Genomic DNA, 11,948 nt, shown 5'->3' with positions numbered 1-11,948 from the left:
CGGCGTTCGATCAGACGATCAGAACCACCTTCGGCAACACGGCGTTCGATCAGACGATCCGAGCCACCTTCAGCAACGCGGCGTTCGATCAGACGATCAGCGCCACCTTCAGCAACACGACTTTCAATCAACCGATCCGAGCCGCCTTCAGCGACCAGGGTGTGAGCGGGAGTAGCGGCAAAAGCGTTAACTGCGAAAACCGAGAAAGCGATGCTGAGAAGGATTTGGCGTTTCATGATCGTGTGCTCCGGGGTGTTGTTGGTTGGTATGGAGCCGATCTTACGCCGCGGATTTTTTATGAGAACTTCATTGACGTGATGGTGACTATCGATGCCAGCGATGTCTGCCCGAGCCACGTCCTACGGGGCCGTTGCCCGAATGCACAACTCCCCGGTTGCGCGGGTCAACGCCAGTTCATGCAACGCGTCATGGGTCAGAGCGCTGCGCGCCTTGGCGAGCCAGACCGGGCAGCTCGGATCATGGCGATAAGGCGCAAAGTCGGCATATTGCTGCAGCAGGCGGGTTTGCAGTTCATCCAGGCGCGGGCGAATCTGTTTGCCCAGATCCGGGCGCAGCGTGTCCGGCGCGGCACCGGCCGCTTGCCATTGGGCCAGCAAACCGTACTGCACCAGTTTGTTGGCCTCCATCTGCGCGGCAATCAACTGTGCTACCTCTTCCGGATCGAGCTTGCGCTCGGCGGCCAGCGTGCGGGCATTGGTGATGACCTGCGCTTCCCGTGGGCTGTCCTGAATCGGTTTGCCGCTGTCCCACTTGGTCAAAGCGACGAGATCGCCGATATTCAGGCGTTCGTTTAGTGTCAGCAGCAACGGTTGCAAGGACTCAGGTGCTGGAGTCGATGTAGCTGCGTGAGAAGTGCCAGCGAGTAAGGCTAGGCCAGTGCTGATCAGCAGCTTTCGAAAGGGGGACATGAACAGAACCTCAATGGATGACATTAACGGGCTGTTGTTTACCACAACTGCGAACCGACACATAACAGACCCATGCCCGTTACACAGACGAGGTGCGCAAGAATTAACACTGACTGAAATGTTAATTGCACCCTGCACCCAACTCACCGAAGCTATCCTCAATCAGCCTTCCCGCCGTCGAGATGGACCTCTTTCAATGCAAACCCCCAGCGTCACCAAACCCCTCTGGCAAACCTACTTGCTGTTCCTTGCGCCGATGGTGCTGTCCAACTTCCTGCAATCGATGTCGGGCACGATCAATAGCATCTACATCGGCCAGATGCTGGGCACCCAGGCGCTGGCGGCGGTGTCGGGCATGTTTCCCGTGGTGTTCTTTTTTATCGCCCTGGTGATTGGCCTGGGTGCGGGCGCGGGGGTGTTGATCGGTCAGGCGTGGGGGGCGCGCGAATCGCACTTGGTCAAAGCGATTGCCGGGGCGACGCTGTTGCTTGGGGTGTTGATTGGTTTGGTGGCGGCGGTATTGGGCAGTGTGTTTGCGCGGCAGGCGTTGACGGGGTTGGGCACGCCCGCCGACGTGCTGGACGATGCGGTGGCGTATGCCCATGTGATGATGTGGATTTTGCCGTCGCTGCTGGCCTTTGTGCTGTTCACGCAGTTGTTGCGCGGGGTGAGTGACACGGTTTCGCCACTGCTGGCACTGATGGTGTCTACCTGTGTGGGGCTTGCGCTGACACCGGCGTTGATTCGTGGCTGGTTCGGCTTGCCGCAACTGGGCATCCAGAGTGCAGCGTTTGCGGGGCTCGCCGGCAACCTGTCGGCGATGGCGTGGCTTGCATGGCGACTGATCCGCAAGGGCCATCCATTGGCGCCCGATCGCGAGTTCTTTAAAGCGCTGCGCCTGGACGGGGTGATTCTTGGCAAGGTCCTGCGCATCGGCCTGCCGACCGGCGTGCAGATGATCGTGCTGTCGCTGTCGGAACTGGTGATTCTGGCACTGGTCAACCAGCACGGCTCGCAAGCGACGGCGGCGTATGGCGCGGTGACGCAGATCGTCAACTATGTGCAGTTTCCGGCGTTGTCGATTGCGATCACTGCTTCGATCCTGGGCGCACAGGCCATCGGGGCAGGGCGACTGGAGCGGATGGGGCCGATCCTGCGCACCGGGCTGTTGATCAATGTGTGTCTGACCGGTGGCCTGATTGTGCTGGGCTATGTGCTGTCGCACTGGTTACTCGGATTATTCCTCACCGACGACTCGACCCGAGCAATGGCTGAGCATTTGTTGCACATCATGTTGTGGAGCCTGTTGGTGTTCGGTTTCCAGGCAATCATCGGCGGGATCATGCGCGCCAGTGGCACGGTGTTGGTGCCGGTGGTCATTGCGATTATCTGTGTCGTGGGAGTGCAATTACCGGCGGCGTATTGGCTTGACGGGCACTTTGGCTTGCAGGGTGTGTGGATGGCGTTTCCGGTGGCGTATCTGGGCATGCTGGTGTTGCAGACGGTGTATTACAAACTGGTCTGGCGGCATCAGAAGATTGAACGATTGGTCTAATGGTTGGCGTAACCGCCCGTTGTTTGCTTAAGTCAACCGAGTCCCTCGACGGCGAGCGCTGCCCGGAGAATCTCATGTCGATCCGATTGCTGCTGGCCGCTGCATTGCCTCTGTGCGCTGTACCCGCAGTGCACGCTGTCGAGTACACCCGGGTCAACACGCATGCCAGTCAGATCAGCTTCACCTATAGCCAGATGGGCTCGCCGATGTACGGGACCTTCGGCAAGTTCGACGCGACGCTGGACTTCGATACCGACAACCTCGCTGGCGCCCAGACCTTCTTGCGCATCTACCTGAAGAGCATTGATGCCGGCAGTGAAGATGCCAATACCGAACTGGTCAAATCGGCATGGTTCGACACCGGGAAATTCCCCGTGGCGGTGTTCGAATCCGGCCGTTTCAGCCAGGTTTCCGACAATCACTACCTGATCGACGGCAAACTCACCCTCAAGGGCATCACCCGCGACGTGCAGGTGCCGGTGCAATTGAAATCAGGCAGCAGCATCGGCATTTTCAACGGCGAATTGCTGCTCAAACGCGATGAGTTCGGCCTCGGCGCCGGAGAGTGGGCGGACACCTTTGTGTCCAAGGACATTGCTATCAAGTTCAAGATCGTGGCACCACAGCGGTGAGGTGCATGCCATTTTCAATGGCTGCCAGACAACTGGCGGATCAGGTGGGGTGTGCTGCCGGTCCAGCGCTTGAATGAGCGGCGAAAGTTTGCCGCATCGCTGAAACTCAGGTACTCGGCCACTTCCTCGTTGCTCATGCCTTTGACCTGATACAGGTACAGCGCGACGTGTTTGCGCGCCAGATCCACTTGTTGCTGAAACCCGGTGTTATGTTTTCGCAGCTTGCGCTTGAGGGTGGCCGGGCTTATGGCGAAAGCCTGTACGGCTTGTTCCAGGCTTGGTGGCTGACGGACGTGATCCTGCAAGTGGCGATACAGGCAATCAGTGAAGCTTTCGGCAAAGCCCAATGGCTCGATCTGTCGCAAACCTTCCGCTATCAGCCACGGATCACTGACGGCGTCGCCGTGTCGGTGCCGGCGGTACGCAATACCTTTCATTACCGGATCAAGTGAGTGGGGCGGCGTCATCCCGGTGACTGACGCCGCCCCTCAACGATCAATAGGCCCGCCAGTGACCTGGTACCCAGCGCCATTGATGACCGCCCCAGCGGTAGTGACCGGCGACCCAGTGATAACCCGGCGCCGGCATGACCGGCACCACCTCTACCAGCGGCGGTGGCCGATGCGGTCGGGCCGGCGCGACGACACAGCCTGATAGGGTGATGGCCACCAGCGTGACAGCGAGTAGGGATTTAATTGTTTTCGACATGGTGGTGTTCCCGCAAAGTGATTGATAGAGGCGCGTGGACAATCAACGCACCCAATGCCCTTCAACCCAGAACCCGTTCGGCCCCTGTGCCTGCCAGTGCCATTGGCCACAGCCGCCATTTGGACAGGGAACGCAAAACGCTCATGACAACGCCTCAAGGCCTGCGCAGGGAGTGAGCGCAGTTGAAGGGTTGGACGCTGAAACGGCAAAAAATCCCGTTTGGGCTAGATGAAATTTTTGTCAGGACGGCTTTGCTGGGGGGCTGTTGGATGAGCGTTGAACACGTTTGCCTTTTCGCGAGCAAGCTCGCACACACTCGAACGCATCTCTCCAGTGGGAGCGGGCTTGCTCGCGAAAGCGCCGGTTCAGTCAGCACAGATACAGGCTGAGCGGACGCGCAAGGTATGATGTCGCGGTTTTCCGCCGGAGTTCACCCGCCATGCCACGCATCACCCACTACAAAACCCCATGCCCTGAGGGCATCAACAGCCAGATTCTGCAAATGGTTGTCGACTACCTGACCGACATCAGCGCCGTGGGCCTCGGCCCGAGTAACCTGCTGTACAACGTCTGGCAGTATGCGGTCGGTTATGAGGTGCATCTGTATCTGGAAGCGTTGAATGGTGAGAAGGGCACCGAGGTGGAACTGCTGGTTGCCACCGATGAGCACGACCCGGAGCAGGTGATCGGTTTCCTCTTGTACCTACCGGTGCAGGGCGACTGGGAAGCATGCAGCGTCGCCTACATGGCCGTGCGCGAAGGGCGTCGGCGTCAGGGCGTGGCGCGGGCCATGATCGGTGAAATGGTCGGGCGTTATCCTCACGCCGAACTGGCTTGCAGCATCGGCAAGGTCCCGTATTTCGAAGCGCTGGGCTTTGAGGTGATCGGTCAGCGCGAGACGCAAGTGCTGATGAGTACGCGGCATTACCGCAGCAACGGCTTGCATGGGTTCATCGACACCATGCCAATCTACCGTTCGCTGGAGGTGCAGCAGATCCACACCTACCTGCTACAGAAAAACGGCAAGCGCGCCATGCTCGACGCCGAGAAACAGCGCGATCGGCATCTGGATCAAACCACCCGTCGTACCGAGGAATTTGTTCGTCAGCGGCTGACCGTGCACTGATCGCGGCGACTCGACGTCTTTGCTCCCTCAGGAGGATTTGGGTGGTGTCAATCGATGCGCTGGAAGACCAAGGCCTTCAGGCCGCTTTCAGGGTCGACATCCGGGAACTCCGGCGGATTCTCCAGACGTTTTTCAAAGCGCAAACTCGGCGCTTGCTGCGTAACCCCGTCAATCAAAAAGTCCGAACCCAACGACGGATCGTTCATGCACGCCAGCACCGAGCCTTGCGCGCTCAGCAGTTCCGGCAAGCGTCGCAGCACGCGCTGGTAATCCTTGGTCAGCAAGAAACTGCCTTTCTGGAATGACGGCGGATCGATGATCACCAGATCGTACGGGCCGCTGTTGATCACTTTGCCCCAGGACTTGAACAGGTCGTGGCCAAGAAAAGTGACGTTGCTCACGTCATGGCCATTGAGCCGATGATTGTCGCGGCCGCGGCTCAGCGCTGCGCGGGACATGTCGAGGTTGACCACATGGCTGGCGCCACCCTCGATGGCCGCCACGGAGAAACCGCAGGTGTAGGCGAACAGATTCAGCACCCGCTTGCCCGCCGCTTGGTCGCGTACCCAGTCACGCCCGTAACGCATGTCGAGAAACAGCCCGGCGTTTTGCTTGCGCCCTAGGTCGACGCGGTACTGCAAGCCGCCCTCGACGATGGTCATTTCGTCGAGCTCATCGCCCAGCAGCCATTCGGCGGTGCTTTGTGGCAAGTAGCGATGCTGGATCAGCAACGTGTGCGCGCCGCATTGCTGCCACTCGCTCGAACCGCTGATGTCCAGCAGCAAACCCCTGAGGTTTTCCAGTTGTTCAGGCTCCGGCTCCTTGAACAGTGACACCAGCACCACGCCTTGCAGCCAGTCCACGGTGAGCTGTTCCAGCCCCGGCCAGCAACGCCCGCGCCCATGAAACAGGCGACGGGTCTCGCTGGGTGCCGCCGCCAGTGCAGGCAGCAAATGGGCGTGGAGGGTGGCGAGGGCTTGAGGGTTCATCGGTCACGGTCGGCAAGCAAAAGGGCCGGCATTTTAACCACAATTACGCCATTGCGAATGCTTGTCGCGGGTAGGTAAATACGACGTTTTTGAAAAGGCCTGTATCAAAAATGAATTTCTACAGAACCCGCCGCTCATACCAGATAAGCAGCGGATTAAAGCCGCTAAATCGTTAATGCAATTCAGGGAGTGCAGTTTCATGTGCCCAACACCCACGGCGGACGCGCACCTTCCTGGCGGGTTGATTCTGGTCGTTGAAGATGATCCGTTGATTCTGGAGTTTCTTTGCGAAATTCTTCAGGAGGAAGGTTTCAAGGTCGAGCCACAGACGAGCGCTGATGCCGCCTCGCAATATCTGGAGGAGCACGCGCCAGACGTGGCGCTGTTGCTCACCGACATCACCATGCCCGGCACCCTTAATGGCGCCGACTTGGCGAATCTGGTCGGCGATCGCTGGCCGGAAAAACCGGTGATGGTGATGTCCGGTTATGAAACGCCTGAGACTTCCGGGGTCAAGCACCCGGTGGCGTTCATCAAAAAACCCTGGGCCATCGGTCAGTTGCTCGACTGTGTGGACAGCGCGTTCAAATCCAAGGCTGCGCGCCTGCACTGACGCGCTGGGTGGATCGGCCGGGCAAGTGCTACATTGCCCGGCCAACCTGCCCGCCCTTGCCAGAGGATGCGACCCTTTGTCTGCTCACGATTGTGTATTCGACCGCGCGTTCGGCGCCTTCCTGTTCGACATGGACGGCACCGTCCTCAACTCCATCGCCGCCGCCGAGCGGATCTGGTCAGCCTGGGCTGTGCGCCATGGAGTGGACGTTGAAACGTTCTTGCCGACCATTCATGGCGCGCGAGCCATCGACACCATCCATCGTTTGAACCTGCCGGGGGTGAATGCCGAAGAACAAGCGGCGTTCATCACCGAGGCGGAAATCGGCGACGTTGAAGGCATTGTCGAGATTCCCGGCGCAGCGGCGTTCCTCAACAGCCTGCCTGCCGAGCGCTGGGCCATGGTCACCTCGGCGCCGCGGGATCTGGCCTTGCGGCGGATGGCGGCAGCGGGCATTCCCGAGCCTGCGATGATGATTACGGCCGAAGATGTGAAGTCCGGCAAGCCCGATCCCGCCGGTTATCTCTTGGCCGCCAAGCGTCTGGGAGTTGAGCCGCGCCACTGTCTGATCTTCGAAGACGCCGCTGTTGGTATCCAGGCGGCTAAAGCCGCCGGCGCGCCGCTGATGATCATTACCACGACGCACCAGCATCCGCTCGAAACCGCGCATGCGACATTGGCCAGTTACGAGGCGATCAGCGTCAAAGTCGACAGCGATGGTCAACTGCGCCTGCGAAAAAACTGACACCCCGCAATCCCTGTGGGCGCTGGGTAATTTCGGGCTCAGTAGACGCCGGGCAACAGGCGCCAGCTCCGAGCGCAGTAGGCGTCGTACTCGGCGCCGAACTGACCGCGCAGCAACGCTTCTTCCGAATGGATACGGGCGATCAGCGGGATCAGTGTCAGCGCCGCCAGCAACAATCCGATGACCGAACGAAATGCCAGCGCCCAGCCCATGGCATTGATCACCAGGCCCAGATAACTCGGGTTGCGCAGATGTTGGTAGATGCCATCGGTGACCAAACGATGCCCCGGCTGAATGGCCACCAACCCACTGAAGCGCCGGCCCAACACAAATACCGGCCACAAGCGCAACGCACCGCCGGCAATAAACAGCAATGCCCCCAGCCAACGCACGCCTTCGCCGCCCCAGGTCCAGACGTCGAGGCGGTCGCAGTACGCGGGGAGAAAACCGCTGAGCAAACCAATCACACCGAACGCCGACAATACCCAGCGATTGGCCCGATCCTCACGCTCGCCGGCACTCATGTTCACGTCGGTAAACAGCGACGCTACGACCATGGCCACGGTTGCGAGCGCGATCAACACCAGCGATCCATGGGAGAAAAACACGGCTATGCCGCCGATCCCCCACACCGCCAGGCCTAGATAGGCGAGGGTTGCGAGCACGGCCACCAAGGTCATTTGCGCAGACATTTTCATGGTCACCTCATTGAGGGCGCTGATATTTCGAAAATCACCAACAGGCTGATGTCGGCTCGGTTGATGCCGGAGGGCTCATTGGGTGGCGGTATCTTTTAAGTAAAGCAGCCACGGCATTTCGCGCAGCATTACCCCGGTCGGCGGCTCACTCACCCATGCAATATCGAGACTACGCTGTCTCAGGCCTTCCAATGGCTCGGCGGAACTGAAGTTGTACAGCGCGATATTGCCAATCGATGAGGTGAAAGCATGAAGATTGATCTGAGTGGGAAACTGGCCATTGTCAGCGGCAGCACCGCAGGCATCGGTCTGGGCATCAGCCAGTCGCTGGCCGAATCCGGCGCCACGGTGGTGGTGATCGGCCGCGACACGGCCAAGGTCGAACAGGCGCTGGCGAGCATTCGGCAGCAGGTGCCGGGTGCTCAGTTGCGCGGTTTGGTGGCGGATCTGGGCACCGCTGAAGGCGCGGAAAAACTCTTCGCCGCCGAACCGCGCGCCGACATTCTGGTGAATAACCTAGGCATCTTTAATAACGTCGACTTCTTCGACGCGCCGGACAGTGAGTGGACGCGTTTCTATGAGGTCAACGTTATTTCCGGTGTGCGTCTGTCGCGGCATTATGTGCCGGCGATGGTCGAGCAAGGCTGGGGCCGGGTGATTTTCCTGTCCTCGGAGTCCGGGGTGGCGACGCCGGCCGACATGATCAATTATGGCGTGACTAAAAGCGCCAACCTCGCGGTGTCCCACGGCCTGGCCAAACGCCTGGCTGGCACTGGCGTGACGGTCAATGCGATCCTGCCGGGGCCGACGTTTACAGATGGCCTGGAAGAGATGCTCAAGGATGCCGCCGCCGAATCCGGCCGCAATCTGCGCGAGGAGGCTGACGTCTTTGTGCGCAAGGCGCGTCCGACCTCGATCATCCAGCGTGTGGCCGATGTCGAAGAAGTCGCGCATCTGGTGACCTACATCGCTTCACCGCTGTCCTCGGCCACCACCGGTGCCGCTCTGCGGGTCGACGGTGGTGTGGTCGACAGCCTGACCATCTGACAACCGAATTCCCCAAGAGAGACGTTTATCCATGGCAACTGCATCCGCAACAATCGACATCCCGGCCTCGGCCGATCAGGTCTGGCAATTGATCGGCGGTTTCAACACGCTGCCGGACTGGCTGCCGTTCATTCCCAGCAGTGAATTGAGTGAAGGCGGTCGTGTACGCACCCTCAAGACCGCTGATGGCGCGGTGGTGATCGAGCGTTTGCAAACGTTCGATAACGCCGAGAAGACCTACAGCTACTCGATCGAACAGGCACCGTTTCCAGCCACCGATTACCTGGCGACCATCAAAGTCCAAGCCCAAGGGCAGGGCGCACGAGTGACGTGGTCGGGGCGCTTCACCGCCAAAGGCGTGAGCGATGAGGACGTGGTGGCACTGTTCAACGGTATCTATCAGGGTGGCCTTGAGGCCCTGCGGGCCAATTACCCGGTTTAATGATCATGGACAAAAAACCGTGGGAGCGGGCTTGCTCGCGAAAGCAGAGTGTCAGTCGCCGGAGGGATTGACTGATACGGCGCCTTCGCGAGCAAGCCCGCTCCCGCAGGGGGGGCTCAGGCATTAGTGATCAAACGCTGCCGGCAATCGAGCACCAGTTTTGCCCCACCCAAATCACTGCTGCCCACCTCGAGATGGAAGCCATGCAAGCTGACAATCGCCGCGACGATCGACAGCCCAAGGCCAAAGCCACTCTGCGGTTGCCCACCCTCGGCGCGGTAGAAACGCTGGAACACCGCCTCACGCTCGGCCTCTGGGATTCCCGGTCCTGAGTCGTGTACTTCGATGCGCGTGTGCCCGGCATCATTCACGCCACGCAACATCACCGTGCCGCCGGCCGGCGTGAACTTGATCGAGTTGCTCAGCAGATTCGCCAAAGCTTCGAACAACAACGCTCGGTCGCCATTGAGCGGGGGCAGGGTCTGCGGCATGTTCAGCACGAAACGCAGCTCGCCTTCTTCTGCCAGCGGCAGGTAAAACGCGTGCAGTTCTTCCAGCAGCAAGACCGGGTCAAGCTCGACAAACCCTGAGCGACGCTGGCGATCCTCCAATTCGGAAATCCGCAACAACCCGCGAAACCGCGCCATCAGCGTATCCGCCTCGGCCAGCACCAGGTCCAGTTGCGCCGCTTCTGGCGAGCCTTCACCAGCCTGCTGCTGGATGCGATACAACTGCGCCCGCAGTCGGGTCAATGGCGTGCGCAGATCATGGGCAATGTTGTCGCACACGCCTTTGACTTCATTCATCAGCCGTTCGATGCGCTCAAGCATGGCGTTGACGATGGCGGCGAGCATGTCCAGCTCATCACGGCGATTGGACAGCGGCAAGCGGTGGGTCAGGTCACCGGCGACAATGGCTTGCGCGCTGTCCTGAATCGCACGAATGCGCCGCAATGGCCGGCGCCGCAGCAAGTGCCAACCGGCAATCCCCGGCAAAATCGTCAGTGACACGCCCCAGAACAGCGCGTGCAGGATGATCCGCGTTACCGCGAACAGCGAGCCGTTGTCACGCAGCAGGACCAGCCAGCGTCCGTCGCGGGTTTGCGTCGCGACGGCGTCGCAGCTGTCGGCCGGCAGGGTCGGATCATCGGAATCGGCGCAGTTGGCCAACATGTGGATTTTGCCGTCCAGTGGCAGGCCTTCAGGAATTTGCTGCAAGGCACCGCCGAGGTACCTGCCGTGCGTGTCGAACAGCCCGTAGGCGTCGATACCGCGAATATCGAAGGTCATGCTCGCGGCGAGCGCTTCTTCGAGTTGTTCGCCGAGAAAGTGCGAAAACAGATGCTGACGTTGCATCAGCGAATGCTTGGCAAGGTTGTCGAGGTAGCCGGAAACCTCGTAATACATGACCCCCATGAGGATCGCGCTCCAGGCCACGAACAGCGAACTGTATAGCGCCAGCAAGCGGCTGCTGGAGGAACGCCAGCCGTCAGACGGGTTCGGCAATGACATAACCGGAGCCCCGTACCGTGCGGATCAGCGGAACGTTGCCCGCAGCGTCGATCTTCTTGCGCAACCGGCCGATGTGCACGTCGATCAGGTTGGTGCCGGGGTCGAAGTGATAACCCCAGACCTCTTCGAAAATCATCATTCGCGAGAGGATCTGCCCGCTGTTGCGCATTAGGAATTCCAGCAGTTTGTATTCGGTCGGCAGTAGCGTCAGCACTTGCTCGGCGCGCCGTGCTTCGTGGCTGATCAGGTCCAGCTCAAGGTCCGCGACCTGCAACGTCGTTGCCTGGGTGGCGCCGCTGTGCTGGCGACGCAGCAACACTTCAACCCGTGCCGCCATCTCGTCGGTGGCGAACGGTTTGGTCAGGTAGTCATCGCCACCGGCGCGCAAGCCGCGCACGCGCTCATCGACATCGGACAGGGCGCTGATCATCAGTATCGGCGTGGCCACGCCCATGGTGCGCAGGGTGGTGACGATGGCCAGGCCATCAAGCTCGGGCAGCATGCGGTCGAGGGTGATCAGGTCATAGTGACCACTGGCGGCGCGTGCGAGGCCTTCGCGGCCATTGTCGACCCAATCCACATCCAGGCCGTGGCTGCTGAGTTCGGCGACGATTTCCCGGGCGGTCACGGCGTCGTCTTCGATGGTCAAAATTCGCGTCATAGGGCAGGCCTTGATCGGTTCAAACGGAATGGCAGCATTTTGCCAAGAAATTTCCGTCACGCTTTAAATTAACTTTCATGTAGGGGCTGTCACAAACGCACAGATCGGCGCGTTGTGGCGGCCAGTGCCAATGCATAAAACCCGTACAAAAATCCCTTAGGAAACTCTGAAAAAGGTTTCAAAATCTGGTGAAATATCTCCCATCACATGAGCTGAACGGTTGATCCCCCCATGAAGCAGATTTCTTTCGCCGATGCCGAGTACGCAGGTAAACGTAAGCGAACCCGCCGTG

At 59.9% G+C, this 11,948-nt stretch carries 14 protein-coding genes and 2 pseudogenes; 8 read left to right on the top strand and 8 right to left on the bottom strand.

The genetic code is table 11. From position 1 onward, the window contains the following. Together K5E40_RS33500 and K5E40_RS33495 are read right to left on the bottom strand one after the other, a co-directional pair. Window positions 1-236: hypothetical protein (locus K5E40_RS33500; protein ID WP_221734342.1), on the bottom strand; the 236-nt coding region annotated here is incomplete at its 3' end. A 123-nt stretch (window positions 237-359) separates the two neighbouring features. Then, entirely contained in the window at window positions 360-929 is a 570-nt protein-coding gene (locus K5E40_RS33495; RefSeq protein WP_221734341.1) for a chorismate mutase, read from the bottom strand. A 196-nt stretch (window positions 930-1,125) separates the two neighbouring features. Between K5E40_RS33495 and K5E40_RS33490 the strand changes: the two genes are divergently transcribed. Together K5E40_RS33490 and K5E40_RS33485 are read left to right on the top strand one after the other, a co-directional pair. Further along, window positions 1,126-2,484, top strand: coding sequence for an MATE family efflux transporter (locus tag K5E40_RS33490; RefSeq protein WP_221734340.1), 1,359 nt, complete (start codon window positions 1,126-1,128; stop codon window positions 2,482-2,484). A gap of 74 nt (window positions 2,485-2,558) precedes the next feature. Continuing rightward, window positions 2,559-3,116, top strand: a complete 558-nt coding sequence (locus tag K5E40_RS33485) for a YceI family protein (protein ID WP_221734339.1) — start codon at window positions 2,559-2,561, stop codon at window positions 3,114-3,116. Window positions 3,117-3,130: 14 nt separating this feature from the next. Here the strand turns inward: K5E40_RS33485 and K5E40_RS33480 are convergent. Next, window positions 3,131-3,475, bottom strand: a pseudogene (locus tag K5E40_RS33480) (helix-turn-helix domain-containing protein); the annotation flags it as partial. On the opposite strand from K5E40_RS33480, the pseudogene K5E40_RS35305 reads away from it, so the two are divergent. Next, window positions 3,467-3,568: pseudogene (locus tag K5E40_RS35305) on the top strand (energy transducer TonB); the annotation flags it as partial. The pseudogenes K5E40_RS33480 and K5E40_RS35305 sit on opposite strands and share 9 nt — an antisense overlap. Before the next feature lie 43 nt (window positions 3,569-3,611). On the opposite strand, the gene K5E40_RS33475 reads toward K5E40_RS35305, so the two are convergent. Continuing rightward, window positions 3,612-3,824: a YXWGXW repeat-containing protein gene (locus tag K5E40_RS33475; RefSeq protein WP_221734338.1), complete on the bottom strand. Its 213-nt coding sequence runs from the start codon at window positions 3,822-3,824 to the stop codon at window positions 3,612-3,614. 439 nt (window positions 3,825-4,263) lie between these two features. Here K5E40_RS33475 and K5E40_RS33470 point away from each other — a divergent pair, with 439 nt between their 5' ends. After that, the gene (locus K5E40_RS33470; protein ID WP_221734337.1) at window positions 4,264-4,950 is read left to right on the top strand and encodes a GNAT family N-acetyltransferase; all 687 of its coding nucleotides are present in this window, start codon (window positions 4,264-4,266) and stop codon (window positions 4,948-4,950) included. A 47-nt stretch (window positions 4,951-4,997) separates the two neighbouring features. Here the strand turns inward: K5E40_RS33470 and K5E40_RS33465 are convergent, their stop codons facing one another. Then, window positions 4,998-5,939 carry a class I SAM-dependent methyltransferase gene (locus tag K5E40_RS33465; RefSeq protein WP_221734336.1) on the bottom strand — a complete coding sequence of 314 codons (942 nt, stop codon included), beginning with the start codon at window positions 5,937-5,939 and terminating at the stop codon, window positions 4,998-5,000. Window positions 5,940-6,138: 199 nt separating this feature from the next. Here K5E40_RS33465 and K5E40_RS33460 point away from each other — a divergent pair, with 199 nt between their 5' ends. Further along, entirely contained in the window at window positions 6,139-6,552 is a 414-nt protein-coding gene (locus K5E40_RS33460; protein ID WP_221734335.1) for a response regulator, read from the top strand. A gap of 76 nt (window positions 6,553-6,628) precedes the next feature. After that, a complete protein-coding gene (locus K5E40_RS33455) occupies window positions 6,629-7,297 on the top strand; it encodes an HAD family hydrolase (protein WP_221734334.1) in 669 nt (222 codons plus the stop codon). Between the two features lie 38 nt (window positions 7,298-7,335). Here K5E40_RS33455 and K5E40_RS33450 read toward each other — a convergent pair whose 3' ends face one another. Continuing rightward, window positions 7,336-7,995, bottom strand: coding sequence for an isoprenylcysteine carboxylmethyltransferase family protein (locus K5E40_RS33450; RefSeq protein ID WP_221734333.1), 660 nt, complete (start codon window positions 7,993-7,995; stop codon window positions 7,336-7,338). Between the two features lie 249 nt (window positions 7,996-8,244). Between K5E40_RS33450 and K5E40_RS33445 the strand changes: the two genes are divergently transcribed. Both K5E40_RS33445 and K5E40_RS33440 read left to right on the top strand, forming a co-directional pair. Next, complete coding sequence (locus tag K5E40_RS33445) at window positions 8,245-9,042, top strand: SDR family NAD(P)-dependent oxidoreductase (RefSeq protein WP_221734332.1); 798 nt, start codon at window positions 8,245-8,247, stop codon at window positions 9,040-9,042. 31 nt (window positions 9,043-9,073) lie between these two features. Next, window positions 9,074-9,484, top strand: coding sequence for an SRPBCC family protein (locus K5E40_RS33440; protein WP_221734331.1), 411 nt, complete (start codon window positions 9,074-9,076; stop codon window positions 9,482-9,484). Window positions 9,485-9,600: 116 nt separating this feature from the next. Here K5E40_RS33440 and K5E40_RS33435 read toward each other — a convergent pair whose 3' ends face one another. Together K5E40_RS33435 and K5E40_RS33430 are read right to left on the bottom strand one after the other, a co-directional pair. After that, window positions 9,601-10,995, bottom strand: coding sequence for a HAMP domain-containing sensor histidine kinase (locus K5E40_RS33435; RefSeq protein WP_221734330.1), 1,395 nt, complete (start codon window positions 10,993-10,995; stop codon window positions 9,601-9,603). Continuing rightward, window positions 10,973-11,656 (bottom strand): response regulator transcription factor, encoded by a 684-nt coding sequence (locus K5E40_RS33430; RefSeq protein WP_221734329.1) that lies wholly within the window; start codon window positions 11,654-11,656, stop codon window positions 10,973-10,975. The genes K5E40_RS33435 and K5E40_RS33430 overlap by 23 nt, the downstream gene beginning before the upstream one ends. Window positions 11,657-11,948 lie beyond the last annotated feature (292 nt).

This window comes from Pseudomonas baetica (assembly GCF_019733355.1).
Classification (GTDB): Bacteria; Pseudomonadota; Gammaproteobacteria; order Pseudomonadales; family Pseudomonadaceae; genus Aquipseudomonas; species Aquipseudomonas baetica_A.
This window is presented reverse-complemented; position numbering and strand designations above follow the sequence as displayed.